The following is a 24,294-nucleotide window of genomic DNA, read 5'->3' on the forward strand; positions in this document are numbered from 1 at the left end:
CACATGCTCCGGTTGGGATTGAACGATTGAAGACGAGCGATTCGGCACGGTGCGGATGCGGCGTCAGTCGCGATACGACGGATCGATCCGGTCGAGCCGGCGCAGCAGCGCCGGCCATTCCAGTTCACCCTCGATCGCGCCGCCGTCGCGCAGTTGTTCGGCGGTGCGCTCGGCGATGGCCGGTTCCGGCAGCACGAGGGGCCCGCCGCCTGCTTGCGCGCGCAACTGGATGTCGCACGCCTTGATCAGCGTATCCATCAGCACGTACGCTTCGGCGACGGTCCGGCCCACCGTCAGCGTGCCGTGATTGCGCAGCAGCATCGCGGATTTCGCGCCGAGGCTCGCCGTCAGCCGCGCGCCTTCGTCCGGCGAGAACGCGAGCGCCTCGTACTCGTGGTACGCGAGATCGCCATGAAAGCGCAGCGCGTGCTGCGACGCCGGCAACAGCCCGTCGCGCTGGATCGACACGGCGATGCCGGCCGTATTGTGCAGGTGCATCACGCAGACGGCGTCCGCGCGCGCGGCGTGCACGGCCGCATGCAGCGCGAAGCCGGTCACGTTGACCGCGTGCTCGCCGTCGCCGATCCGGTTGCCGGCCAGATCGATCTTCACGAGGTTCGAGGCGCGGACCTCGTCGAAGGTCAGGCCGAACGGGTTGATCAGGAAGTGGCCCGGCTCGCCCGGCACGGTTGCGGACAGATGCGTGTAGATCAGGTCGTCCCAGCCGTTCAGCGCGACGAGCCGGTACGCGGCGGCGAGGTCGACGCGCAGCTTGCGTTCGGCGTCCGAGATCGGGCCGCCGGGCTTCACGGCATCAGGACGGTGTGCGAATGACATCGGGTTCTCCGAGGGTGAGGCGGCGCGCGACGGCTACGGTCACCCATGACGCGAGCGCGAACGGGGCCGTGAACAGGGTAATGCCTGCGCGCATCGCGAGCCACTGGATCAGCGCGGCGAGGGCGGCGGCCGCGAGCGCCGCACGCGGCCCGCGCGACATCAGCGCGAGCGCGGCGAGCGCGCCGTTGAAGCCGAGCAGGCCATCGGCGAGCGATGCGTCGCTCGCGCCGAGCGCGACGAGCAGCACGGTCGACGCGATCGCACCGCCGAGCGCGAACGCGGCCGCGCGACGCGACGCGACGGCCAGAGCGGCGACGACCAGCGCGCCGGCCCAGGCGCCTTGCGCGAAGGTGGTCTGAGCGAGCCCCGACAGCAGCGCGTCGGTTGCGGAAGCGAGCGTCGGCACGGGGCCGGCGCTCGCGCCGTCCGCATGCTGCGACGCGACAAACGGCAGCCACAGCGCGGTGACGGCCAGGCACGGGCTCGAATACGGGCACTGGCGCCAGCGGGCGAGCGGCGCCCGCATCGCGCGTTGCACGAGCGCCGCGCCGATCGCGACCAGCGGCACCAGCGCGATGGCGGCGAGTTGACCGGGCGCGAACAGGACGGCGATCAGCGCGGCCAGCGCGCCGTTGAAGCCGTGCAGCCCCTGTTCGACGTCGCGGCGTTCGGCGCCTGTCAGCACCGCCGTCATGCTGGCGGCGGCTGAGCCGACCAGCGCCGCGCATGCGAGCCGCAGGTCGGTCAGCGCCAGCGCGGCCAGGAGCAGCGCGCCGGTGAGCGCATGCGCCTGGAGCACGATCTGTCCGACGCCGCGCAGCAGGATGCGCAGGTCGATCGACGGCGAGGCGGGGCGGGCGGTAGGCATGATGGCGGCGGAGCAGGACAAGCCGCGAGCATAGGGCACGTTTCGATGCACCGGAATAGGGAATTCTGGATAGTCAGGATTTGTGGCGAATGCCCTGATGTGGGGCATGGTCGGTGTGTATTCGGCGCGGGGGTAGTCGACTTCGCCGAGCGGCTCGGCGCCCCGGTCATGTTGACCACGACGACCCAACGTTGGACGAAATCGCGTATCGCTCCGAGAGCTCGACCAGGCTGTGATCTCAAGGCGATATGGTTGCGGTTCGACCACGCTCGCCGGACGCGGACCGAAGCTCGATAGCGAGGTCTGCTCTCGCGAATGCGCTGTTGTAGAACCGTGCGGCAAGGGGACTCTGGGTCTCGACTCGCCCACGAAGCCCGCCACGTTCAGCCATTCGTTCTCGCACCGGGCATTGAATGCGTATAATACGTACAATACGTATTACTCGTCCCGGAGACGCCATGGTCACCATTACCGCAACTGAACTGGCCCGCCATACTCGCCAGATCCTCGATCAGGTCGCCCAACGCCGTGAGACGATCGTGGTCGAACGCAACCAGACCGTGATCGCGCGGCTGGTCCCGGCCGAGCCCGTTATGGACGCCGCACAAGCGCTCGAAGGCCTGCCTGCAAGTTTCGACGCCGAGGACGCAGCCCGTTGGCTGCGAGATAGTCGCAGCGGCTTCGAAGACGGAGTTCGTGATCCGTGGGCATGATCATCGACAGTTGCGTGTGGGTGGGGCTGGCCGGCGGCACGATCGAATCGCGTGCCGTGATCGACACGGCGGGCGATGCGCCTGTGTTCATCTCGACGATTTCGTTGGGCGAACTGGCATTCGGCGTGCAGGCTTGCGCGGACGCTGCCCAACGCGCGCGGCGCGCCGCCCATTTGCGCCAACTTGAGCGCCGACCTGTGCTTGAAGTCACGCGCCACACTGCGGCCGCTTTCGGGGTGCTGGCTGCTGCTGTCAAGCAGGCGGGCCGCTCGCCGCGGCCGCGCTACAACGATCTGTGGATTGCAGCGCAGGCGATTGAGCACGGCTATGCGCTGATGACGCTGAACGTCGCGGATTTCGCTGATTTGCCAGGGCTAACCGTGCGCGTGCCACATGCTTGAACGTGAACGAGTGGCGAGCGTGAATCTGGACTGAACCTTGGACGGTGCGCCAGCCACCGGGTGGACCGAGTTCGCCGTTCGAGGATGAGCGCGGAGCGGCGCGAGTCGTGGAAGCTATCCGATCGGTGTTCGAGGGGCTGGCAATAGCAGCCGAACACGAATGACGCGCGCTGGACTCGTCGACGGCGGCATTCTCGATAGCCGGGATTTGTGTGACGATGCCTCGATGTGCGGTAACAAGGAGGCAGCAGAATGCGCGAACTGCGGTGGGCGTCGCTCGAGGGCGACGGAATCGAACATCTGACGTTTGACCGGAATGATTCCGGCATCGTCGTCGAAAGCGCGGTGGTCGGCCAGCGGTACGGCCGTGCATACGGGCTGGCGTATCGCGTCGAGTGCGATGCGCAATGGCGCGTGACCTGCGCGGTGCTCAAGGTGATGGGCGGCGGCACGCTCGAACTGCGCGGCGACGGGGCCGGACACTGGCGCGACGGTTCAGGCCGCGAACTGCACGAGCTCGACGGCTGCGTCGACATCGACATCGCTGCGACGCCGTTCACGAATTCGCTGCCGATCGGCCGCCTCGGCCTCGCGCGCGGCGAGCGACGGCCGATCGACGTCGCGTACATCTCGACGCCGGATCTGAAGGTCACGCCGGTCAAGCAGGCTTATGCGTGCATCGAACCGGGCCGTCGCTACCGATACGAAGGCATCTTCCGGAATTTCACGGCGGAGATGGACATCGACGACGACGGGCTCGTGATCGACTACGAAACGCTGTTCAAGCGTTTGCCGCCGCTGCGCTGAATGGCCGCTCCCGTCCGCATGGCCGGCGTCGCCGCCGGTACTGCCGCGACCGCGGCCCCTTCATGCGCGGACGCGAACCGGTCGATCCGCGACGCGATCAGGTCCGGATGGCGCAGCACGATCCAGTGCGCGCCGTCGATTTCCTCGCGCACGTGCTCGCCGAGCCAGCGGTCGAGGTCGGCCGACATCTCGGGCGTCACGTAGCGGTCGCGCACGGGCACCAGGATCTGCACCGGCGCCTGCGCATACCGTTCACGCGGCTTGCGGGCCCGCGCGATGAAATTCGCGCGGTACATCTGCATTCCGTTCAGCGCGTTCTTCAGTTGCGCGGGATCGCGCTCGGCGCGCACGCGCTCGGTGAGCTGGAGCCAGCGCGGCCACAGCGCGGCGCCGCCGAGCCGCCACACCAGCGACGGCACGAGCGGCAGATGGAAGAACGCGATGTACCACGATTTCAGGCTCTGCTTGAGCCGCATCTTCGCGCGGAACACGTGATCGAGGCACGGGCCCGAGATCGACGTGTACGACGCGATGCGGCCGCGCAACGCAGGGTCGGTCACGGCCTCCCAGCACTGGATCGAGCCCCAGTCGTGGCCGACGAGGTGGAACGGCCGGCCGCCGCAGGTCGCGTCGGCCACCGCCTTCAGGTCGCCGGCGAGCCGCTCGAGCGTGTAGTCGGCGCGGCGGCGCGGCGCATCGGATGCGCCGGCACCGCGCACGTCGTACGCGATCACGCGGTAGCGCTTCGCGAGCCGCGCGCGGATCGGCGCCCACACGGCTGCCGAGTCGGGGTAGCCATGCACGAGGATCAGCGGCGGCGCGCGACGCGGCCCGCTGACGTAGACGGCGAGTTTCACGTCGCCGGACGGGACGGTCAGCATCTCGTGAGGGTGCGCCATCGCGTCATGCCTGCGCAACCGGATGCAGCGGCACGCGGCGTGGCGCAGCCTGCGCCGCATAACGAGCGTTGGTCGCGTCGATGTTGGCGAGCAGCGTGTCGAGCCCCTGCAGATACTGATGGTTGTCGTGGTCCCACGGATGGAAGCCCGGCCGGAAATAGTCGAGCCATTCTCGCGCGATGCTCGGGAACACGCCATTCCTCGGGCTGTACAGATACTTCACGAGGCGCCACATGCCGCCGAACTTGCCATGCTTGCGACGGTGCGACAGCATCAGCCGCACGTGGAAGTCGAACACGATCGTCCAGAACATCACGGTCGTAAGCAGCATCGTGCCGGTGCGCAGCAGGTAGCTGCCGAGGCCCGGCTTCATCACGACGTTCCACACGTCGTACGACACCGCCTTGTGCTCGGTTTCCTCCATCGCGTGCCACATCCACATCTGCTGATAGCCTTCGACCGACCCGTCGATCCGGTGCTCGTGGCCCGACAGCAACTGGTTCGCGAGGATCGCCGTGTAGTGCTCGAGCGCGATCGTGATCGCGAGCTGCATCGAATGCGGCAGCGTCTTCTTGAAGAAGCCGAGGATCGTCCACAGCCGCTTGTCGAGCTTGTGCGCGGGCAGGCCGGACGCCTGCAGCAGGTCGTTGTACTCGATGTGCTCGCGCGTGTGCATCGCTTCCTGGCCGATGAAGCCGAGCACCTGCTTCTTCAGCTCGGGATCCTCGATCCGGTCGCGGTAATTGCGCACCGAGTCCATGAAGAAGCGTTCGCCGGCCGGAAACAGCAGCGACAGCGCATTCATGAAGTGCGTGACGGGTACGCCCTGCACGTGCCAGTCCTTCGCGCGTTCGGGCGGCAGCGCGAAACGGATGTCGCGCCGCACGGGCATCATGTTCGGTGTCGTCATGATTGTTCTCCCTGATTGCCTGCATTGTTGTAGGTGGCGTGCACCGGCGCCGGCGTGCCGCGTGCGGCGCGGCGGGCCTTCGCGGCCTCGCGGCGCGTCGCGAGCACGACGAGCGCCTGGTATGCGGCGGGCAGGATGCGCGCCATCCAGTCCGCGCCCTTCGCGTCGCGGCCGATCAGCACGCGGCGCTTGTTCTTGCGCACGCCGGCGAGGATCGTGCGCGCGGCGTCGTCGGCGCTCGTGATGAAGAATTTCTCGAAGCTGTCCTTGCCTTGCTGTTCGCTCTCGACGATGAAGCCGACCATGTTTTTCGCGACGCGGCTCGACTGCGCGATGTTCGTGCGGATGCCGCCCGGATGCACGCACGTGGCCGACACGCCGCACTTCATCATGTCGAGTTCCTGGCGCAGCGATTCGGTGAAGCCGCGCACCGCGAACTTGGTCGCGTTGTAGCCGCTCATGCCCGGCTGCGCGAAGATCCCGAAGATGCTCGACGTGTTGATCACGTGGCCGTCGCCCGACGCCTTCAGGTGCGGCAGGAACGCCTTGGTGCCATGCACGACGCCCCAGAAGTTGATGTTCACGATCCACTCGAGATCGCCGTAGTCCATGCCTTCGATCGTGCTCGACAGCGCGACGCCCGCATTGTTGAAGATCAGGTTGACCTTGCCGTGCTCCCGCGCGGTGTCGTCGGCCCACGCGGACATCGCGTCGCGATCGCCGACGTCGAGCACGCGCGTCGACACGCGCACGTTCGGCGCGATCGCGCGGACGATCCGTTCGGTTTCCGCGAGGCCGACGCCGTTCTTGTCGGCGAGCGACACGTGGCAGCCGGCCTGTGCGAGCTGGATCGCGAGCGCGCGGCCCATGCCCGAGCCGGCGCCCGTGATCGCGGCGACCTTGTTGGCGAAATCTCTCATGTCGGTGGCTCCTTGTCTGGCTCAGGCCGCTTCGGCGGACGTGGAAGCGGAAGCGGCCGGCGCGGCGGCGGGCCGCGCGGTCGTGTCGTGCGGTGCGCGATAGGCGTGGTAATCGGCGATCGAGAAGCGTGCGGTCGCCTGGCGGAAGCGCCACGTGAAGCCCGGCCACAGCGTCGTGTTCTTGCCGGTGCGCGGATCGAGGTACCAGCTCTTGCAGCCGCCCGTCGACCAGATCGCCTTTTTCAGCTTGCCCTGCAGATCGTTGTTGAACTGGGCCTCGACGAGCGGGCGCACCTCGATCGCGTCCGCGTGCTCGCGGCGCATCGCCTGCAACGCACCGAGGATGTATTCGATCTGCGACTCGATCATGAACACCATCGAGTTGTGGCCGAGGCCCGTGTTCGGGCCGACGATCATGAAGAAGTTCGGGTAGCCGGGCAGCGTCGTGCCGAGATACGCGTGCGCGCCGTCGCGCCAGGCGTCGACGATGTCGAGGCCGCCGCGGCCGACGATCGCGCCGCGCGGATACGGGTCGGCCACCTGGAAGCCGGTGCCGTAGATCAGGCAATCGACTTCATGGCGCTTTCCGTCGGTCGTCACGACCGCGTCGGCTTCGATATGGTCGATGCCGGTCGTGATCACGTCGACGTTCTTGCGCGACAGCGCCGGATAGTAGTCGTTCGAGATCAGCACGCGCTTGCAGCCGAGCGTGTAGTTCGGCGTCACCACCTTGCGCAGTTCCGGATCGGGAATCTGCTTGCGGATGTGGCGCAGCGCGAGCTTCTGCACGTTCTTCATCAGCGACGGATGGATCGCGAAGCCGAGCACGCGCGATTCGAGCATCCAGTAGATGCCGCTGCGCACGACCTTCTGCGTGAACGGCAGCGTGCGGAACAGCCATTTCTCGAAGCCGGTGAGGTTGCGGTCGGGCTTCGGCATGATCCACGGCGGCGTGCGCTGGAACAGCGCGAGCGACTTCACGCGCGGTGCGATCCGCGGCACGAACTGGATCGCGCTCGCGCCGGTGCCGATCACCGCGACGCGCTTGCCTTCGAGCGGATAGTCGTGATCCCACTGCTGCGAATGGAACGCGCGACCCTGGAAGGTTTCGACACCGGGGATCGCCGGCAGCGCGGCGCGCGACAGCCCGCCCATTCCCGACACCAGCACGCGCGCGGACAGCCGCTTGCCGTTCGCGAACGTGAGGCGCCAGCGTTGCGCGGTTTCGTCGTATTCGGCGCGCTGCAACTCGTGATTCAGCCGCAGGTACGGGCCGATGCCGAAGCGCTGCACGCAGTCTTCCAGATACGCGCGGATCTCCGGCTGCGGCGCGAACATGCGCGTCCAGCGCGGGTTCGGCGCGAACGAGAACGAATAGACGTGCGATTGCACGTCGCATGCGCACCCGGGGTAATGATTGTCGCGCCATGTGCCGCCGACCGACGCGGCCTTCTCGAGGACGACGAAGTCGGTCACGCCCGTTTGCTTCAGGCGGATCGCCATCCCGAGGCCGGCAAAGCCGGTGCCGATGATGGCGATGTCGATGGTTTCGTCCAGGCCGTCGTGGCCGGGTGGACCGAAAGGCAACGTGCGAGCATTCATCCGGGTGTCTCCGATCTGGCTCATTTTTTAATGTTACATTGGTTGATGTAACGATAGTGGGTGAACCTGGAAACCGCAAGAGGCTAGAGGCGGCGCTCTAAGGGCCGGAAGCCGGACGGGAAAAGGCTGAGCGGGGTTTGGAACGGTCCGGCTTCCGCAATGCGGGATGAGCGGAAAAGGCCGTCGGCAGGGCAAGACAGGGGAAAACCGGGGGCCGCCCGCGCGCGGCGGCCCGTTTGAAACGGTATCAGGGGCTGATCGACCGGCCGGCGATCTCATGGAAAACCCCGGCCACGATCGTGACCTGCGCGAGCGCATAGAGGCCCCAGATCAGATAGTCGATGCCCGGAAAAACGCCGAGGAAGCGGCCGACGCCGATCAGCGTGTCGGAGCCGACGAAGATCAGGCTGCCGATGGCGACCAGCGGGCCGCGCGTGCGGGCGGCGAGCGCGAAGCTCGCCATCACGCACAGCACGAGCATGTAGACGGCGACCGGCGCCAGCAGCTCGCCGAGGTGCGGGAAGAACGCCGCGTAGAACGCCGGCGCGGCGATCCACAGCCCGACGAGCGCAACGATGCGCCAGCCGTGCGGCCGCGCGCGCCATCGGAAGAAGATCGCGCAATAACACACGTGCGTGAGCAGGAATGCGCCGAGGCCGAGGACGAACGACAGCGGCCAGTCGGGCAGCGCGAGCAGCACGTCGCCGAGCACGGCGGTCGCGAGCGCCGCGCACAGCCATGCGCGTTCGCGCGCCGCGCCGCAGGTGCTGCCCGCCGCGAGCAGCAGGATGCCCATCGCGGCTTTCGCGGCGGCCTGGCCCGGATAGGGGGCGGCGGCGAGCGACAGCCCGTACAGCAGCGCCGCAGCGATGGCGAGCGGCCAGAGCCGGCGGTAGGTGGCGGGAAGCGTGGCGATCAAGGCGGGTGTCTCCGGTTTGTTGTCGTCTGCGGTGGACGACGCGCCGTCGGGGGCGCGGCTGCCGGCCATTATCCGGAAGAACGAGCACGCCAAAACCGGCGAATCCTTCTAGGAAACGACGACGGCGGCCTGCGCTGCGGCACCGGATTTTTCCGCGCGTTGCCCCGGCGGAACCGGGGCAACAGCTGCGATTCGGCTTGCTATGATCGCCGCGGTATTGCCGTTGTCGCTGTCGATGTCCCGCGTCGCCTCTCGACTGAATGCGCGAGCCGATGCATGCCCGATGAATCCCCGCCGTGCCCGGCCCGCGCGCTCGTTCGAAGCGGGGCGGCGCGGCCGCCACGAAAACAGGTCCGACCATGACCGAACTTCTCCACGGCGACGGCGCGATCCGTCGCACGACGCCGTACGGTTCCTCGATCGAAAACACCTATGCGGGCGTGCTGTCGTTCATGCGCCGCAATTACTCGCGCGCGCTCGACGGCGTCGACGTCGCGATCTCCGGCGTGCCGCTCGATCTCGCGACGACCTATCGCTCCGGCGCGCGGCTCGGGCCGGCCGCGATCCGCGCGGCGAGCGTGCAGCTCGCGGAACTCCATCCGTATCCGTGGGGCTTCGATCCGTTCGACGATCTCGCGGCCGTCGACTACGGCGACTGCTGGTTCGACGCGCACAACCCGCTGTCGATCAAGCCGGCGATCGTCGAGCATGCGCGCACGATCCTGCGCTCGGGCGCGAAGATGCTGACGCTCGGCGGCGACCACTACATCACGTATCCGCTGCTGGTCGCGCACGCGGAGCGCCACGGCAAGCCGCTGTCGCTGATCCATTTCGACGCGCACTGCGATACGTGGGCCGACGACGATCCGGACAGCCTCAATCACGGGACGATGTTCTACAAGGCCGTGAAGGAAGGGCTGATCGATCCCGCGACGTCGGTGCAGGTCGGCATCCGCACGTGGAACGACGACTTTCTCGGGATCGAGCGGCTCGACGCCGCGTGGGTGCATGACCAGGGTGCGCGGGCGGCGGTCGAGCGCATCGTCGAGATCGTCGGTACGCGGCCTGCATACCTGACGTTCGATATCGATTGCCTCGATCCGGCGTTCGCGCCGGGAACGGGGACGCCGGTCGCGGGCGGGTTGTCGTCCGCGCAGGCGCTGGCGATCGTGCGCGCGCTCGGGGCGGTGAATCTGGTCGGGGCGGACGTCGTGGAGGTGGCGCCGGCGTACGATCACGCGGACATCACGGCGATCGCGGCCGCGCATGTGGCGTGCGATCTGCTGTGTCTGTGGCGGCAGAAGAAGGTGGCGGGGGCGTTGCGTTGAGCGCGTGGCGCGCGGCACGCGACAGCGGCCGGCGGGGCCTCGCGCCCGGCCGGCCTGCCGATGCGGGGGCCGCGCGCGTTACTTCGCCGCCAGCGCACCCGCCACGCTTTTGTCGACCCAGGCGTTTTCGGCCACGCTCAGTTTCTGCGGAATCAGCTTCGCCGCGTGGAACGCATCGGCCACACCTTGCTGCGCGGCGACGATGCGTTCGTCGATCGGCACCGCACCGAACGGCACGCGCTTGATCCACGTCTCGACGAGCGCCTGCGGCAACCCGACCTTCGGCGCAAGCAGCGCCGCCGTGTCGGCCGGATGCGCGTTGACCCACTGGCCCGTTTCCCGCGCCTGTTTCAGGATCGCGCCGACCACGTCGGGATGCTGTTGCGCGAAACTCCGCGTCGCCTCGTAGAAATTGTTGGTCGCGGCGAGCCCCGTGTAGTCGGACAGCGTGCGCACCTTCAGCGCGCTTTGCGCGGCCGCGTAGTACGGATCCCACACGGCCCACGCATCGACGTTGCCGCTTTCGAACGCGGCGCGCGCATCGGCCGGCGGGAGATACACCGGCTGGATTTCGTCATAGCGCACGCCGGCTTTCTTCAGCGCCTCGAGCAGCAGGTAGTTCGCGCTCGAGCCTTTCTGCAGCGCGACCTTCTTGCCGCGCAGGCCGGCCACCGTCCGGATCGGCGAATCGGCCTTCACGAACACCGCTTCGTTGTGCGGCGCCGGCGGTTCCGCGCCGACATAGACGAACTGCACGCCGGCCGCCTGCGCGAACACGGGCGGCGGCGCGCCCGTGTAGCCGAAGTCGATGCTGTTCGCGTTCAGCGCCTCGAGCAGTTGCGGGCCGGCCGGGAATTCGAACCATTGAACGCCATAGCCGAGCGGCTTGAGCCGCGCTTCGAGCGCGCCCTGCGCCTTGACGACCGACAGCAGGCCGGCCTTTTGATAACCGATGCGCACGATCTTGTCGGCGCCGCCTTGCGCGAGCGCCGACGCGGCGGACAGGGCAACGAGCGAGACGGCGGCGGCGCGGGTGATCCAGCGGGTGAAACGAATCATCGAACGAACTCCATGCGAGGCATCTTCGGGGAGCGGCCGGCGCCGCTCGGTTGGAAGAATCGTCGCACGGGCGATCGCGCCCGCAAACGAAGCATTGCCGATATGGATATGACGGCGTCGGGCCTATGCTTTGTCGCCGCCGCCTGCCGGATCGGGCGTGTCCGTCGTGCCGGACTGCCGCGCTGCTTCGTCGCTGAGCTTCTTGTCGAGGATCGTCGCGACCCGCCCGCCGAGATATGCGCCGGCCGCGGTTTCGAGCGCGCGGTTCGTCTCGCCTTCGACGAACACGGCCGCGAGCGGGCGCAGGCGCCAGATCGCGTCGACCAGTTGGGGCACGTCGGTGGCCGGCGGCAGCGTGCCGGCGTCGTAGCGGTCGAGCCGCTTCACGACGAGATCGACGAGCAGCCGCGCGATCGCGTCGAAATGCGGCCGCGCGAGGCTGATCACGTCGAGCAACTCGCGCGGCGGAATCCCTTCTTTCGTCATCGCGGCCGCCGCCTCGAGCAGCGCGGGGCTCTTCGCGACGAACGACAGGCCGCGCCGTTCGAGCAGCCCGAGCTCGGTCACGCGCGACAGTTGCGTGGTCGCCTGCGCGCCGAACATCTGCGCGAGTTGCGCGAGCGAGTAGGTTTTCGGCAACTCGTGCGACCAGCGGCCGCCGATCGCGTTCTCGAGGCCGAGGATCGAGCGCAGATCGTGGCCTTCGTCGATCGCCTTGATCAGATCCTGGATGTTCGACAGCGTGTAGCCGCGCGCGAGCAGATGGTTGATCAGCTTCAGGCGCGCGACGTGCGTGTCGTCGTAGATGCCGACGCGCCCGCGTTTCTCCGGCGGCGCGAGCAGCCCGCGATCCTGGTAGGCGCGGACGTTGCGCACGGTGGTGTCGGACACGCGCGCGAGCTCGTCGACCGTGTATTCGTTGCGGGAATCCGGCGCGGCCTCGTCGGGCGTGGAATGAGTCTGTTTTGACATGCGGCCATTCTAGCGCGCCGGGGCAGGCTCGGGCGAGGCGGGGCGCGTGTTCGCGCCGTCGCCGAGCGGGCGCTGCAGCAGCGCCGTGTCGATCCAGCGGCCGTGCTTGAAGCCGACCGCTTTCAACAGGCCGGCCGGCTCGAAACCGAACGCGCGATGCAGCGACGTCGAGCCGCCGGTGCCGCCGTCGGCGATCACCGCGATCATCTGCCGCCACGGGCCGCCTTCGCAGCGCGCGATCAGCGCCGCGAGCAACGCGCGGCCGATTCCGCGCCCGCGTTGCGCATCGTCGATGTAGATCGAATCCTCGATCGTGAAGCGGTACGCGCTGCGCGTGCGGTACGGCGTCGCGTACGCGTAGCCGGCCACGCGGCCGTCGCATTCGGCGACGAGGTACGGCAGCCCGTGGTTCAGCACCGCATCGCGGCGTGCGCGCAGTTCGGCGACGTCGGGCGGCGTTTCCTCGAACGACGCGACGCTGTGGCGAACGTGGTGCGCATAGATCGCATGGATGGCATCGAGGTCGGCGTCGGTCGCGTCACGCACGACGCAGGCGGAGGCGGTGGACATGGCGGCGGGGCGAATGAAGTGAAAGCGCTACTATGCCGGCCGCCGACGCGCGTGGCAAAGCCGTTTGCGGTTTCGGCGGCTTACAGGCGGCCGTCCGCCGCATGCACCGCGTCGGCGATCGCGTCGGCGACGCGCTGCACGCGCGGCGATCGGCGCACGTCCGGATGAACCACGAGCCAGATCTCGCGCTCGATGTCGCAACGCGGGGCGGCCGTCAGCTCGACGAGCGGCGCGCCGGCGTGCGCCGTTGGATCGTCGACGAGAAAGCGCGGCAGCAGCGCGACACCGGCCCCGGCTGCGCACGCGCGATGTTGCGCGGCCAGGTCGTTGGCGATGAACGCGAAGCGGCGCCCGGCCGCGAAGCGTTCGAGCCACTGCTGCTGCGGCGTTTGCGCGAGCGCGTCGTCGTAGCCGACGAACGGCCAGGTGTCGGGCGGCGCATCCGCCCATTCCGGTGCCGCGCACAGCGCGAAGCGCATCGTACCGAGCCGGCGCGCGGCGAGCCCCGGCTCGCTCGGCCGCGACAGCCGCACCGCGAGATCGGCTTCGCGCGCATACAGGTTCGCCGCATGCATCTCGCCCATCAGGTCGATCCGCAGCGCCGGCCACGCGCGCTGCGCACGGGCGAGGCGCGGCGCGAGGAAGTGGCTCGCGAACACCGGCGACGCCGATACGCGTACCACGCCGTCGAGCGAGGCCGCGCCCTGCGCGGCGCGCGCGAACGCATGCGCGTCGGCTTCGAGGCGGGCGGCGTGCTCGGCGAGGTGCAGCCCTTCGTCGGTCGGCGGCCATCCGCGCGGCAGCCGATCGAACAGCCGGATCCCGAGCGCCGATTCCAGCGCGTCGATGCGCCGCGCGACCGTCGAATGCTGGACCTGTAGCACGCGGGCGGCGGCCGACAGGCTGCCGCCGCGCATCACCGCCAGAAAGTAGCGGATGTCGTCCCAGCTCATCGGCAATGCGGGCGAGGTAACAGGATCGCGGTCGGTCGAATTTTGCACAGTAGATGGGCATTCAACGTGAATTCCGTCGAATTATGCCCGATGGGATGATCGTGTCACTTCATTCGATAACGAGGAACGTCATGACCGAAACCACCCACGCCATCCGGATCGGGATCGATCGTTACGGCGACGCCGGCGTGCTGCGCCGCGTCGATGCGCCCGTCGCGCCGCCCGGCGCCGGCGAAGTGCGGATTCGCCAGACCGCCATCGGCGTGAATTTCGTCGACATCTATTTCAGAACGGGCGCGCATGCATTGCCTGCGCTGCCGGCGGCGCTCGGCGTCGAGGCGGCCGGCGTGATCGACGCGGTCGGGCCGGGCGTGCCGGATCTCGTGCCCGGTCGGCGCGTCGCCTATGCCGGCATGCCGACCGGCAGCTATGCGAGCCTGCGCACGATGCCGGCCGAGCGCGTACTGCCGATTCCCGACGGCCTGAGCGACGAAGCCGCTGCCGCCGGGCTGCTGAAGGGGATCACCGTGTACATGCTGCTGCATCGCGTGCGGCAGGTCGGCGCCGGCGATACGGTGCTCGTGCATGCGGCGGCCGGCGGCGTCGGCCTGCTGGCGACGCAATGGGCGCGTGCGCTCGGCGCGCGGGTGATCGGCACCGTCGGTTCGGCGGCGAAGGCCGCGCTCGTGCGCACGCACGGCGCCGAAGCGGTGGTCGATTATCGAGAGGAGGATTTCGTCGCGGCGGCGCGTGCGTTCGGCGGCGGTGCGGGCGTCGACTACGCGATCGACGGCATCGGCGGCGACGTGCTGACCCGCACGCTCGGGGCGATTCGTCCGTTCGGGATGGTCGCGAGCATCGGGCAGGTGGCCGCGATCGGCGCGCGACAGACGTTCGATCTCGACGAGTTGGGCCCGGCGCGTTCGATCGCGCTCGCGCGGCCGAGCGTGCTCGGCTTCATCGCGCGCGACGTCGGCGCGTATCGCGACGCCGCGCGCGCGACGCTCGACCGGCTGGCGGGCGGGATGCACGTCGAGATCGGCGCGCGGCTGCCGCTGGAGCAGGCGGCCGATGCTCACCGGTTGCTGGAGTCGCGCGCGACCACGGGCGGCGTCGTGCTGCTGGCGTGACGGCGGGCGCGGGCGGCTTGCCCGCCCGAAAAATTGACGACGATCAGCCGCGAAGCAGGGACGGACTCAAGTTTTGTGCAGGCAAACCGTAATACAGAGGGCCGCGGACCGATTGCCGCGGCATTTTTCATCGCTCACGTGCCGTCATGAACCTGAACGCCCTGTTTTCCCGTTTCTCGATCCGTACGCGGATTTTCTCCACGCTCGGCCTCGTCGCCGCGCTGCTCGTCGTGTCGGGGCTGATCGGCCTCGCGGGCATGCAGAGTTCCAATCGCGCCCTCGACGAGGCCTATACGCGGCAACTGGCGGCGAAGACCGCGCTGTCCGCGGCGAGCCTGAACCTGACGATCGTGCGAACGACGCTCGACCGTGCGCTGCTGCATCCGGACGCGGCGGAGGTTCCCGATCTCGTGAAGAAGGCCGAGGGCTATCTCGCGAAGGCCGACACGGCATGGCGCAACTACGCGGCGATGCCGCACGAGGGCGACGAGGGCCCGCTCGCGAGCCGCCTCGATGCCGCGCGCCAGGCGCTGATCGGGCAGGCGCTGAAGCCGATGATCGATGCGATCCGCGAAGGGCGGCGCGACGAAGCCGACCGGTTGCTGATGACGGTCGCGCCGCCGCTGTCGGTCGCGCTCACGCAGGCGACCGACGCGCTGGATGCGTACCAGGCCGCACGCGGCAAGGACGTGTACGACACCGCGCAGACCTATTACGGCTGGATGCGCATCGGCGCGATCGCGGGCATCGCATTCGGGCTGGCCGCATGCCTCGGCTGCGCGATCGGCCTGCATTTCGCGATCACGCAACCGGTGAATCGCCTTCTGTCGCATTTCCGCCGGCTGTCGGACGGCGATCTCACGTCGGAACTGCGCTGGTCGTCGCGCGACGAGATGGCCGAACTGGTCAAGGGCGTGACGGGCATGCAGCGCAGCCTCGCGGACACGGTGCGCCAGGTCAGCCAGGGTTCCGAGGCGATTTCGACGGCGACGCACCAGATCGCGGCCGGCAACACCGACCTGTCGCAGCGCACCGAGGAACAGGCGTCGGCGCTGCAGCAGACGGCCGCGAGCATGGAGCAACTGACGGCGACCGTGAAGCAGAATGCCGACCACGCGCTCGAGGCGCAGGCCTGCGCGGACAGTGCGAGCGAGATCGCGACGCGCGGCGCGACGGTCGTCGGCGAGGTGATCGGCACGATGAACGAGATCGACCAGAGCTCGCAGAAGGTCGCCGACATCATCGGGACGATCGAGGGAATTGCGTTCCAGACCAACATCCTCGCGCTGAATGCGGCGGTCGAAGCCGCGCGGGCGGGCGAGCAGGGCCGCGGCTTCGCGGTGGTCGCGGGCGAGGTGCGTACGCTGGCGCAGCGCTCGGCGTCCGCGGCGAAGGAAATCCGTACGCTGATCGGCGAATCGGTCGAGCGTGTCGCGACGGGCTCGCGGCTCGTCAGTACGGCCGGCGCGACGATGCAGGACATCCAGCAGGCGATCGGCCGCGTGACGGGCATCATGACGGAGATCGCGGCCGCCTCGAGCGAGCAGCGCGACGGGATCGAGCAGGTGAACCGCGCGGTGTCGCAGATGGACCAGGTGTCGCAGCAGAACGCGGCGCTCGTCGAGCAGGCGGCGGCCGCGGCCGCGTCGCTCGAGGAGCAGGCGGATGGGTTGCGGCGTGCGGTGGGGGCGTTCCGGGTGGCTTGAGCAGGGCGAGGTGAATCGCAGCGGATCTGTCGGCTGATGCGACCTGTTTCACGGGTGGGTCGATGCTATCGTCGTATGATCGAGCGAGTAGTCTATTGAGAAACAAAGCCCCGCTACCGGGGCTTTGTTTTTTGTAAATCAAGATTTGATGTGCAACCTTTAAAACAAAGGTAGTCTGGCACGAAGCCAATCCCACTTGGAGGGCGGAATCATCAGATGTTTTTTGTAATTCGATTCATCGGCCAAGTCGATATAGCGTACCAGATTGCCCTCGTAACCCAGAGGCGGGTGAGAGCTTTCTCCATGATACCAGTTGACGGAGAAATATCGCTTTGCAAGAAGCTCGCCCTTTTCACTAAACACTCTTAACTCAATGTTGTCATTCGTCGCGTCCTGATCATTTCCGCCGGTGCCGCACAGCTTGAATCGGTACCAAACGCCATTCATGTTTTTCATACCGCCATCTAATGTCTCCGGGCGATCATAGAAGTCACACCGTCCATAGGCGGGGCGATTGAAATGAACGATCAAACCTGCGCATACGTAAATGACAATGGCTAAGCCAATGTATCTGATGGCTCTATTCTGCATATTTCACCAAGATCAAGATCGATCGGTTTCTTCAGCTTCAAATAAACTGGATTCGAATATATCATGAAGTCCCTGCCCCTGTGATGTCTTTCTCGCCATCGGGTGTAGTCTGCATTATGGATTGGAAAATAAACATCGGACGTCTTGAATTTTCCTAATATACTTCTTCGTGTGTCGACAGGTTTGTTGATGTTTTTTGACCAAATGTCAATGTCGGATTCTCGTTTTGGCGAGCTTGATCCTGTAAGAATTGACCCCGGGGCGATGATGACGCCATGTTTGTTCCAGTGGCCTAAATATTGTTTTCCGTTGAATGAGTAGTTGTCTTTCACGTAAACATATATATGCGTGATTCTACCCGTGGCGCTTAGGCAGTAAAGCGTGCCTGATTTTTCATATTTGAAGTATTTTTCGCTTGAAATTTCAACATTTCCAATGGCTGCATAAATGTTGAAATTGGCCAGCGCCCCCGTGAGATCCGTTGGGGAAAGGTTCTCCAGGGTGTCCCAATTTCCTATTTTCGATATAGCTGGAATTGCCAGTCGTTGTGAAGTTTACGCAAATTTCTTGTGAATGAGGCGGTGTTGAAGTTGAACGTAGAATTTCTTTCTAAAAAGAGCTCTTTGACAAAAGACTTGGTTATATCTGATGCTGTTCGTATGGAACGTTCGCTGTAGATATCGCTCGCGAGAAGTTTATTGTACTTTTTTCTGACATTTCCGAATTTCAAAATCCATTCGAGGGTAACGTCATCGTCATTCAGCGGCTGGGCTGACGTTGGATCGTCGTTGTAAACATGCGCAGCGCCCGCGAACCAGATCCGGGCAAGCCTGGCCGAAACCTTCCAGCCCAGATTGTCCATCGCGATTGGCACGTCCTGGAGATCGAAAGGGGGCGGATTTTCGCAAACCTCCGATTCCGCCTGCGTCTGCGGTCGTTTGGTTATCGCCTGATCGGCTTGCGGCGGCGGTTGAGGTGCTGCAGGAGGCTTCGGAGCAATCGAAGGCCTGGAAATCGCTTTGGGCGGCGGCGGCGGCTTTTCCCCCGGTGCAAGCCGGTCGATCGATACGCTCCTTTGCGTATCGAGCGGGACACACCCTCGGGAACCCTTGTATTCCTTCAACGCCGATCCGAACAATCCCTTTTTCGGTTCGTAGTAAGGCAGCTTTTTTACGTCGGCCATCGAATATTCCGCGTGCAACGAATGGCCTGGCATCGTAGCGGCCGGCTGCAAGCGGACAAAGCGTCAGGGATTGCCGAAACAGGTTGAAACGAGCGTGGGCAAGGGTGCGGAGCGTCGGGAAATGTGCCCGATTGTGTCAACGGCCACGATGTCGAAGTTCGTCCAGGGCGTGCGTTCGCCCGCCCGCCGCGTCAACCCGCCGCGTCCGCGAGTTGCGCGGCCGCGCGCGACGACGCGACGATCAGCAGCTTCATCGTCGCGCGCGTCGCGCCGACGAACAGCTTGCGCGCGGCACGCGCGTCGAGCGCGTCGAAGTCGACTTCCGTGAGGATCACGCACGGCGCCGACTGACCCTTGAAGCGGTAGATCGAATCGAGCAGCACGTCGCCTTCGCGATACTCTGGATTGCCGAACAAGTCGTACTTGCCGGTGAAGCGCTTGATCCGGTGCGGGCCGAGCTGGTCGAGCGGCGCAAGCACCGAGCCTTCGCGGCCGCGGTACGACAGCACCGCGATGTCCTGCTTGCGGAAGCCGAGCGACAACGCATGCGTGATCGCGCGCTTGGTCGCATCGATGCAGGCTTGCGCCAATGCGTCGTCCGACGCGCCGTCTTCGCCGTAGGCCGACACCGACGGTTCGGAGCCGTCGAACGGGCTGCCCGAGCGCAGTTCGGCCGCGAGCGGCTCGACGCGGCCGACGACGTCGCGCACGAATTCGAGCAGGTCGCGCGGGCTGCGGTAATTCGTGAGCGCCTTCAGCGTGACCCAGCCGGGCAGCGCGACGGGTTCGCGCATGTACAGGTTCTGCAGCGGATCTTCCAGCCACCACCATGCGCCGTCCGGCGCCAGCAGCCGCTCGAGCGCGGCCGCCCACGGTGCGTGGAAATCCTGCCCTTCGTCGACGACCAGCACGTCGAAGCGCCAGCGCTCGGGGATCGGCGCTTGCGCGAAACGCGCCTCGAGCCGTTCGAATTCGCCGGGCGCCTGGAAGTCGGGCGTATAGCCGCCATCGCGCGCGACCCAGTCGCACAGCTGATGGTAGTTCGCGATCTTCGCGCCGGGCGGCGCGATGCGCGCGATGTAGTCGGCGAGCGGCCGGTTGAAGCACACATACAGCACGCGCTTGCCGGCCGCGACGGCGTCGCGCATCACCTGGACCGCGAGCTGGGTCTTGCCCGAGCCGGCCGTGCCGGTCACGCGCAGCCGGAACGGCGCGAAGTCGAGCTGGCGCGCCCATGCGGCGAGCCCGCCCGACAGCCGGGTGACGAGCGTGCCGGCCTGCCCGACGAGCGCGCTCGTGTCGGGCGTGAGCGCGAGCTCGTCCGCGAGGAAATGGTGGAGCTTCGGCGCGTTCGGAAAGTGTTCGTCGTCCTCGGGCAGGATCTGCAGGATCACTTGCGCGAGCTGCGCCTTGCGCGACGCATCGACGATGCGCTCGGGCGCGACGCCGGCGATCGACGCGTCGCGGATCGAGTAGTCGGGGCAGTACAGCAGCGCCTCGACGCCGTAGACGCCCGCGCCGAGCGCGGCCGTCAGGCGCCGGTGCAGCGTCTCCTGCGTGCGTGCGAGCTGGATCGGGACATTGCGCTCCTTTTGCAGGTAGACCTTCACGAGCCCTTTCGGGGTCTCGCGCAGGAAGCCGGCCTTCTGCTCGATCAGCAGCACGCGGCCGGCCGGGCTCACGACGACGAACGCGGCTTCGCCGAATACCGAAAACGCCTGATCGGCGCGCGTCCAGTGGACGCCGTGATACACGGTGTAGCTGTCGGGCAGCGCGTGTTCGAGCGCGGCGAGCGTTTCGCGCTCGCGTTCGGCCGCGCCGGTCGCGGCGAGGCTTTTCCAGTCGTCGGGGATGAGGCGGGCCATGGCGTCGGGCGGCGGATGCCGGCGTGGGCGTGAACGGGTGCGGCTATTGTACTGAGGAACCGGTTCATGCCCACGGCGCCGCGCGGGCGTTGGCCGTTCGACGGGCGGCCGGCCCGGCGAACGTCAGCCGCGCGCGAGCCGCTTCGCGAGATCGGCGCTGAGGATCGCCATGCGCGCGGGCTTTTCGTAGCACACCACATCGAACGCGCGGATCACTTCGCTGATGTCGGCTTCGCTCGCGCGGCCGGTGAGCAGGGCGCCCGTCAGCACGAAAACCGGCGCGCCCGGGTTGTCGGACGTGCGCACGGCCTTGATCGCGGTGGCGGCCGTGCCGTCGTCGAACAGCCATTCGGTCAGGACTGCGTCGAAAGCCTGGCCCTGCAGCGCATCGACGAATGCCGCGAGACCGTCGAACGCGGCCGTCGCGAAACCCTGCCGTTCGAGATAGCGGCACAGCTCGGTTGCGCTGACGCGATCGGGGTCGATTACCGCGACGACGAGCTTGTCGCTTTCCGCGCGGCGCGGATAGATCTCGATCTTGTGCACGTCGTATGCGTTCTGGTACAGCACGCCGGTATGGCGCAGCACGCGCCAGCGGCCGTTCTGTTCGTACGCGACGAACTCGGGGCGCGCGCCGGCTTCGAGCGGCGCGCCGATCCAGGCGGTGCATGGAATCTCGGCGACGCCCGCATACAGGACGGCTTCCTGGCTATAGGCGCCGACCATGCCCGGGTCGAGCGTTTGCGCGCCGAACAGCTGGGCGGCGGGTTCGCCGTACGCTTCGGCGACTTTCTTGATCTGCGCGAGCGTCCAGGGGCTACTGCCGCGCAGTTTGCGGTGGCCTTGGGAGAAACTCAGATCGAGGATGCGGCACAGCTCGGTGGTCTGCTGGCGCTTGCCGATGCCGTTGCGGGTCATCAGCTCGCGCACGCGCTCGGCAACCGCGAGGGAATCCGTGGTGATTGCTTCAGTGGTCATGCTACGGGAACGGATCGTGACGTTCAGAACGACGCCTTGCGGCAGTCTCGGCGGACAGTCTTCATGACGTCCAATGGCGAGCCGACCGGCCACGCACGGAAAAGATAACTTTACCGCAAAATGGTCGTCATTCAGTGTGGTGAAAGGTGCGTTTGTGTGAAAGGTGTGTCATGAAGTTACGCCGGGCCTGCGTCGGCGCGTGCGCGCGACGGTGCGTTCGGCACCTTTGGGCTGCATTCCCATGGGCCGGCGTGTGATTCCCCACGAGGCGGCAGGTAATCGCAACGCGACGCACCAACGCAGGGCGCGATCACGCCCGGCCGGGATGTTCGGAGGATATCGCGCGGCGAACGGCCGAAGCAGTTGCAGGACGAATAATCGATGGTTTCTTCTAGTGAAACCAGCGCGGATACATTTTTTGGCGCCCGCGGCGCTGCGTGCTACGATTTCGCCGTCTCAAAAAAGTGTTGAACCGATGCAGAAGAAATTCTTGATGCGCGGCTACGAGATGAACTGCGAGCCGCGCGTGACGGAGGCCGGCAAATACGCCGCGCAGGTCGAGGTCACGAAGGTGGGTTTCAGCCGTGAAGCCGCGTTCCGCAAGCTGGGTGAATTCGACACCGAAGCCGAGGCCGTCGCGTACGCGAAACGATTCTCCGAAGAATGGCTGAGCCGCTATGCGTAGTGCAGCGCGTGCGGCGCCCCGAACGGCCGGAATTCCTGCCTGAATATTGCGAATGCCCCCGGAAATTCGTAGATTGACGGCTCCCGTCGTGAGATATCGATCGTCCGAGGGCAACGCGATTGGAGGCTGCGAATGTCCACTTTGTGCATGCAGACCGTCGTTCACGGCGTTCGCGCTACGGCGGCATGTACATGAACGGCTCGCCGTCCTCCCGCTCGACCGCCAGGAGCCGCTGGAGCTGATCCAGCGCGAATAACCGGTTTCCCTCCGCCGCCGCCTCGGCGATCGCGGCGTCGACGAGCTTGCGCGCCCGCGCGAGGATCACGGTTCGCTGACGGGCGATCTCGAGCACCATCCGTTGCTCGACGTTCTGTCGATTCGATTTCCTGTCGCTCAGGTGACGCCAGCGATCGCGAAGCTCGGCCCAGGTGATGCGCTGAAATTCCGGAATCGCGCGCGGCAGCGTGCCTGCGTCGGCCGGCTCGGGCTGCCCGCGCAATGCGCAGCGCAGTGCCGCGCGAGCCCGCCACTCGTCCGAAAACGGCGCATACACGTCGCGGGTGCGTCCGATCGGATTGGCGCGCTCGATCTCCTTGTCGAGCAGGTAGCCGAGCCGCCGAAGCGCGGACCCATGCGCGAGCATGTCCGGATCGAGCACGCGGATGCGGCGCGATGCGTCCGCGACGTGGGCTTTCAACTCCCACAGCGTCAGGCGGAGGTGCTGCACTTCGAGTATCAGACGCTGGACGTCCGCGTAGGTGCACTGCGTCCACCATTCGGTGAGGTCGTTCAGCTTGGGCGGATCGAATGGGGGGAGGATCATTTTGCTGCGACGATGCTGTATGGATATCCAGTATCGTCGCGTGACGATCCGGGGGCGTCAAGCCGAAAAAACGGGGACGGCCGGAAAGACGCGAGCGGGCTGTCGTGTGCGGATGCGCAAGGCGCCCGGGATCGTTGCGCGGCGCTCGCTTCATCGGATGACGTTGCCGCGATAAGCTTTGCCGGCCATGCACCGATTACCAACAGAAAACAATGACCACCACCTATCCGCTGCACGACGCATTGACTCACGCCGAAACGGCGTTTCCGACCGAAGCCGACGTCGTGATCGCCGGCGCCGGCATCATGGGCTGCGCGGCCGCTTACTACCTCGGCCTGCGCGGCCTGAAAGCCGTCGTGCTCGACAAGTCGCGCATCGCCGGCCAGCAATCGACGCGCGCGTGGGGCTTCGTGCGGCAGCAGGGGCGCGAATCCGCCGAAGTGCCGCTGATGATGGCCGGCATGCGGATCTGGGAAGGCCTGGAGCAGGCGCTCGGCTTCGATCTCGAATGGCGGCAGGGCGGCTGCCTCTACATGGCGGACAACGAAGACGACTGGGCGTCGTTCCAGGCGTGGCTCACCGTGGCGCGCGAACACGGGCTCGACACGCGCACGCTGACGCGCGCCCAGATCGACGAACACGTGAGCGGGCTGTCGGCGCAGGCCCGTACTCTCGGCGGCTTGTATACGGCGACCGACGGGCAGGCCGAGCCGCGTCGCGTGGCCGCCGCATTCGCGGCGCGCGCGACCGAGGCGGGCGCGCGTTTCTTCGAAGGCTGCGGCGTGACGGCGATCGAGACGGCCGGCGGCGCGGTCGTCGGCGTCGCGACCGAGCGCGGCGCGATCCGCACGCGGCGCGTGATCTGCGCGGCCGGCGCGACCAGTTTCCGGCTGCTCGACGGCGTCGGCATCCGGCTGCCGCAGCAGGCCGTGCGCGGCACCTGCATGCGCACCAACGTGGTTCCGCCGGTGTCCGCGGCGACGATGTGGGGCCATGGTCTCGGCATCCGGCAGCGCACGAACGGCGCGATCAATCTTGCCGACGACATGCAGGTCGACGTCGATCTGACGCTTGGCCACCTGCGCGGGTTGAGCCTCTTCTGGCCGCAATTCTGGTCGCAACGCGACAAATTCCGGCTGCACCTGAATGCGTCCGCATGGCGCGACGTGCTCGCGCGCATCGGCGGCGCGACGGGGCCGATCGAGCCGCGCGATCCGCAGCCGCAGCCGAATCGCGCGCATGCGCCGCGCGCGCTCGCGAAGCTCAAGGCGATCTTTCCTGCGCTGAAGGATGCGCAGATCGTCGAGGCGTGGGCCGGCCTGATCGACGTGCTGCCCGACGGCATTCCGGTGATCGATGCACCGGGTACGCCGTCGGGGCTCGCGATCGCGACGGGGTTCTGCGGGCACGGTTTCGCGATGGGGCCGATCGTCGGCCGGCTGCTCGCCGAATGGATCGACACGGGCGCGCCGTCGCTCGATCTGTCGGCGTTTCGCGCGCGGCGTTTCGTCGACGGGACGATGGTGCGGCCGCGCAGCATGCTGTGACGGCTGCGCGCGTGCGTTCCCGTCGTAG

Annotated in this window: 25 protein-coding genes; 8 read left to right on the top strand and 17 right to left on the bottom strand. The window is 66.9% G+C overall.

The features are described 5' to 3' along the window. Positions 1–63: 63 nt before the first annotated feature. Both C5F75_RS21330 and C5F75_RS21335 read right to left on the bottom strand, forming a co-directional pair. Positions 64–837 (bottom strand): class II aldolase/adducin family protein, encoded by a 774-nt coding sequence (locus C5F75_RS21330; protein ID WP_089465626.1) that lies wholly within the window; start codon positions 835–837, stop codon positions 64–66. Further along, entirely contained in the window at positions 815–1,705 is an 891-nt protein-coding gene (locus C5F75_RS21335; RefSeq protein WP_104012718.1) for an urea transporter, read from the bottom strand. Before C5F75_RS21335 ends, C5F75_RS21330 begins: the two co-directional genes overlap by 23 nt. Before the next feature lie 458 nt (positions 1,706–2,163). Between C5F75_RS21335 and C5F75_RS21340 the strand changes: the two genes are divergently transcribed. From C5F75_RS21340 to C5F75_RS21350, 3 genes are all read left to right on the top strand, one after another. After that, complete coding sequence (locus tag C5F75_RS21340; RefSeq protein WP_059584911.1) at positions 2,164–2,418, top strand: type II toxin-antitoxin system Phd/YefM family antitoxin; 255 nt, start codon at positions 2,164–2,166, stop codon at positions 2,416–2,418. Next, positions 2,409–2,819: a PIN domain-containing protein gene (locus tag C5F75_RS21345; RefSeq protein ID WP_104012719.1), complete on the top strand. Its 411-nt coding sequence runs from the start codon at positions 2,409–2,411 to the stop codon at positions 2,817–2,819. Before C5F75_RS21340 ends, C5F75_RS21345 begins: the two co-directional genes overlap by 10 nt. A 252-nt stretch (positions 2,820–3,071) precedes the next feature. After that, positions 3,072–3,626 carry a putative glycolipid-binding domain-containing protein gene (locus C5F75_RS21350; RefSeq protein ID WP_059584913.1) on the top strand — a complete coding sequence of 185 codons (555 nt, stop codon included), beginning with the start codon at positions 3,072–3,074 and terminating at the stop codon, positions 3,624–3,626. Here the strand turns inward: C5F75_RS21350 and C5F75_RS21355 are convergent. From C5F75_RS21355 to C5F75_RS21375, 5 genes are all read right to left on the bottom strand, one after another. After that, a complete protein-coding gene (locus C5F75_RS21355; protein WP_104012764.1) occupies positions 3,587–4,525 on the bottom strand; it encodes an alpha/beta fold hydrolase in 939 nt (312 codons plus the stop codon). The two genes, C5F75_RS21350 and C5F75_RS21355, sit on opposite strands and share 40 nt — an antisense overlap. Before the next feature lie 4 nt (positions 4,526–4,529). Beyond that, the gene (locus C5F75_RS21360) at positions 4,530–5,435 is read right to left on the bottom strand and encodes a metal-dependent hydrolase (protein ID WP_059584914.1); all 906 of its coding nucleotides are present in this window, start codon (positions 5,433–5,435) and stop codon (positions 4,530–4,532) included. Beyond that, complete coding sequence (locus tag C5F75_RS21365; protein ID WP_104012720.1) at positions 5,432–6,355, bottom strand: SDR family NAD(P)-dependent oxidoreductase; 924 nt, start codon at positions 6,353–6,355, stop codon at positions 5,432–5,434. Before C5F75_RS21365 ends, C5F75_RS21360 begins: the two co-directional genes overlap by 4 nt. 21 nt (positions 6,356–6,376) lie before the next feature. Next, complete coding sequence (locus tag C5F75_RS21370) at positions 6,377–7,957, bottom strand: flavin-containing monooxygenase (protein ID WP_059584916.1); 1,581 nt, start codon at positions 7,955–7,957, stop codon at positions 6,377–6,379. Between the two features lie 247 nt (positions 7,958–8,204). Then, positions 8,205–8,876: a lysoplasmalogenase gene (locus C5F75_RS21375; protein ID WP_059585122.1), complete on the bottom strand. Its 672-nt coding sequence runs from the start codon at positions 8,874–8,876 to the stop codon at positions 8,205–8,207. Positions 8,877–9,235: 359 nt separating this feature from the next. Here C5F75_RS21375 and speB point away from each other — a divergent pair, with 359 nt between their 5' ends. After that, positions 9,236–10,204: an agmatinase gene (gene speB, locus C5F75_RS21380; protein WP_104012721.1), complete on the top strand. Its 969-nt coding sequence runs from the start codon at positions 9,236–9,238 to the stop codon at positions 10,202–10,204. A gap of 78 nt (positions 10,205–10,282) precedes the next feature. On the opposite strand, the gene C5F75_RS21385 is transcribed toward speB, so the two are convergent. The 4 genes from C5F75_RS21385 to C5F75_RS21400 form a co-directional block, all read right to left on the bottom strand. Further along, positions 10,283–11,263: a sulfonate ABC transporter substrate-binding protein gene (locus C5F75_RS21385; RefSeq protein WP_104012722.1), complete on the bottom strand. Its 981-nt coding sequence runs from the start codon at positions 11,261–11,263 to the stop codon at positions 10,283–10,285. A gap of 123 nt (positions 11,264–11,386) precedes the next feature. After that, on the bottom strand, positions 11,387–12,235 hold the full coding sequence (locus tag C5F75_RS21390) for a MerR family transcriptional regulator (protein ID WP_104012723.1): 849 nt from the start codon (positions 12,233–12,235) through the stop codon (positions 11,387–11,389). A 9-nt stretch (positions 12,236–12,244) separates the two neighbouring features. Beyond that, positions 12,245–12,805 (bottom strand): GNAT family N-acetyltransferase, encoded by a 561-nt coding sequence (locus C5F75_RS21395; RefSeq protein WP_060310781.1) that lies wholly within the window; start codon positions 12,803–12,805, stop codon positions 12,245–12,247. Between the two features lie 80 nt (positions 12,806–12,885). Then, positions 12,886–13,758, bottom strand: coding sequence for a LysR family transcriptional regulator (locus C5F75_RS21400; protein ID WP_099317919.1), 873 nt, complete (start codon positions 13,756–13,758; stop codon positions 12,886–12,888). Positions 13,759–13,889: 131 nt separating this feature from the next. Here C5F75_RS21400 and C5F75_RS21405 point away from each other — a divergent pair, with 131 nt between their 5' ends. Continuing rightward, positions 13,890–14,888, top strand: coding sequence for a quinone oxidoreductase family protein (locus tag C5F75_RS21405; protein WP_104012724.1), 999 nt, complete (start codon positions 13,890–13,892; stop codon positions 14,886–14,888). Between the two features lie 146 nt (positions 14,889–15,034). Beyond that, complete coding sequence (locus tag C5F75_RS21410; RefSeq protein ID WP_104012725.1) at positions 15,035–16,594, top strand: methyl-accepting chemotaxis protein; 1,560 nt, start codon at positions 15,035–15,037, stop codon at positions 16,592–16,594. A gap of 159 nt (positions 16,595–16,753) precedes the next feature. On the opposite strand, the gene C5F75_RS21415 is transcribed toward C5F75_RS21410, so the two are convergent. The 5 genes from C5F75_RS21415 to C5F75_RS21430 all read right to left on the bottom strand — a co-directional run bounded on the left by C5F75_RS21415 (position 16,754) and on the right by C5F75_RS21430 (position 21,211). Continuing rightward, entirely contained in the window at positions 16,754–17,050 is a 297-nt protein-coding gene (locus C5F75_RS21415; protein WP_104012726.1) for a hypothetical protein, read from the bottom strand. Between the two features lie 101 nt (positions 17,051–17,151). Beyond that, positions 17,152–17,727 (bottom strand): DUF6402 family protein, encoded by a 576-nt coding sequence (locus tag C5F75_RS37300; protein ID WP_316252120.1) that lies wholly within the window; start codon positions 17,725–17,727, stop codon positions 17,152–17,154. Then, complete coding sequence (locus C5F75_RS37305) at positions 17,700–18,368, bottom strand: DUF6402 family protein (protein ID WP_258048578.1); 669 nt, start codon at positions 18,366–18,368, stop codon at positions 17,700–17,702. Before C5F75_RS37305 ends, C5F75_RS37300 begins: the two co-directional genes overlap by 28 nt. A gap of 191 nt (positions 18,369–18,559) precedes the next feature. Next, complete coding sequence (locus C5F75_RS21425; RefSeq protein WP_104012727.1) at positions 18,560–20,233, bottom strand: ATP-binding domain-containing protein; 1,674 nt, start codon at positions 20,231–20,233, stop codon at positions 18,560–18,562. Positions 20,234–20,356: 123 nt separating this feature from the next. Further along, positions 20,357–21,211, bottom strand: a complete 855-nt coding sequence (locus C5F75_RS21430) for a helix-turn-helix domain-containing protein (RefSeq protein ID WP_059584924.1) — start codon at positions 21,209–21,211, stop codon at positions 20,357–20,359. Positions 21,212–21,686: 475 nt separating this feature from the next. Here C5F75_RS21430 and C5F75_RS21435 point away from each other — a divergent pair, with 475 nt between their 5' ends. Further along, positions 21,687–21,896: a hypothetical protein gene (locus C5F75_RS21435; protein WP_059584925.1), complete on the top strand. Its 210-nt coding sequence runs from the start codon at positions 21,687–21,689 to the stop codon at positions 21,894–21,896. Between the two features lie 175 nt (positions 21,897–22,071). Here C5F75_RS21435 and C5F75_RS21440 read toward each other — a convergent pair whose 3' ends face one another. Next, on the bottom strand, positions 22,072–22,719 hold the full coding sequence (locus C5F75_RS21440) for a hypothetical protein (protein WP_059584926.1): 648 nt from the start codon (positions 22,717–22,719) through the stop codon (positions 22,072–22,074). A 212-nt stretch (positions 22,720–22,931) separates the two neighbouring features. On the opposite strand from C5F75_RS21440, the gene C5F75_RS21450 reads away from it, so the two are divergent. Beyond that, a complete protein-coding gene (locus C5F75_RS21450) occupies positions 22,932–24,266 on the top strand; it encodes an NAD(P)/FAD-dependent oxidoreductase (RefSeq protein ID WP_104012728.1) in 1,335 nt (444 codons plus the stop codon). Positions 24,267–24,294 lie beyond the last annotated feature (28 nt).

Origin of the sequence: Burkholderia anthinoferrum, from assembly GCF_002925705.1 — a bacterium.
GTDB lineage: Bacteria > Pseudomonadota > Gammaproteobacteria > Burkholderiales > Burkholderiaceae > Burkholderia > Burkholderia semiarida.

Bases quoted from the DNA above. Each gene is read 5' to 3' on its own strand.
- C5F75_RS21330 (WP_089465626.1), bottom strand. From the start codon at position 837: ATGTCATTCGCACACCGTCCTGATGCCGTGAAGCCCGGCGGCCCGATC.
- C5F75_RS21335 (WP_104012718.1), bottom strand. From the start codon at position 1,705: ATGCCTACCGCCCGCCCCGCCTCGCCGTCGATCGACCTGCGCATCCTG.
- C5F75_RS21340 (WP_059584911.1), top strand. From the start codon at position 2,164: ATGGTCACCATTACCGCAACTGAACTGGCCCGCCATACTCGCCAGATC.
- C5F75_RS21350 (WP_059584913.1), top strand. From the start codon at position 3,072: ATGCGCGAACTGCGGTGGGCGTCGCTCGAGGGCGACGGAATCGAACAT.
- C5F75_RS21355 (WP_104012764.1), bottom strand. From the start codon at position 4,525: ATGGCGCACCCTCACGAGATGCTGACCGTCCCGTCCGGCGACGTGAAA.
- C5F75_RS21360 (WP_059584914.1), bottom strand. From the start codon at position 5,435: ATGACGACACCGAACATGATGCCCGTGCGGCGCGACATCCGTTTCGCG.
- C5F75_RS21365 (WP_104012720.1), bottom strand. From the start codon at position 6,355: ATGAGAGATTTCGCCAACAAGGTCGCCGCGATCACGGGCGCCGGCTCG.
- C5F75_RS21370 (WP_059584916.1), bottom strand. From the start codon at position 7,957: ATGAATGCTCGCACGTTGCCTTTCGGTCCACCCGGCCACGACGGCCTG.
- speB (WP_104012721.1), top strand. From the start codon at position 9,236: ATGACCGAACTTCTCCACGGCGACGGCGCGATCCGTCGCACGACGCCG.
- C5F75_RS21385 (WP_104012722.1), bottom strand. From the start codon at position 11,263: ATGATTCGTTTCACCCGCTGGATCACCCGCGCCGCCGCCGTCTCGCTC.
- C5F75_RS21390 (WP_104012723.1), bottom strand. From the start codon at position 12,235: ATGTCAAAACAGACTCATTCCACGCCCGACGAGGCCGCGCCGGATTCC.
- C5F75_RS21395 (WP_060310781.1), bottom strand. From the start codon at position 12,805: ATGTCCACCGCCTCCGCCTGCGTCGTGCGTGACGCGACCGACGCCGAC.
- C5F75_RS21400 (WP_099317919.1), bottom strand. From the start codon at position 13,758: ATGAGCTGGGACGACATCCGCTACTTTCTGGCGGTGATGCGCGGCGGC.
- C5F75_RS21405 (WP_104012724.1), top strand. From the start codon at position 13,890: ATGACCGAAACCACCCACGCCATCCGGATCGGGATCGATCGTTACGGC.
- C5F75_RS21410 (WP_104012725.1), top strand. From the start codon at position 15,035: ATGAACCTGAACGCCCTGTTTTCCCGTTTCTCGATCCGTACGCGGATT.
- C5F75_RS21415 (WP_104012726.1), bottom strand. From the start codon at position 17,050: ATGAAAAACATGAATGGCGTTTGGTACCGATTCAAGCTGTGCGGCACC.
- C5F75_RS37305 (WP_258048578.1), bottom strand. From the start codon at position 18,368: ATGGCCGACGTAAAAAAGCTGCCTTACTACGAACCGAAAAAGGGATTG.
- C5F75_RS21425 (WP_104012727.1), bottom strand. From the start codon at position 20,233: ATGGCCCGCCTCATCCCCGACGACTGGAAAAGCCTCGCCGCGACCGGC.
- C5F75_RS21430 (WP_059584924.1), bottom strand. From the start codon at position 21,211: ATGACCACTGAAGCAATCACCACGGATTCCCTCGCGGTTGCCGAGCGC.
- C5F75_RS21435 (WP_059584925.1), top strand. From the start codon at position 21,687: ATGCAGAAGAAATTCTTGATGCGCGGCTACGAGATGAACTGCGAGCCG.
- C5F75_RS21440 (WP_059584926.1), bottom strand. From the start codon at position 22,719: ATGATCCTCCCCCCATTCGATCCGCCCAAGCTGAACGACCTCACCGAA.
- C5F75_RS21450 (WP_104012728.1), top strand. From the start codon at position 22,932: ATGACCACCACCTATCCGCTGCACGACGCATTGACTCACGCCGAAACG.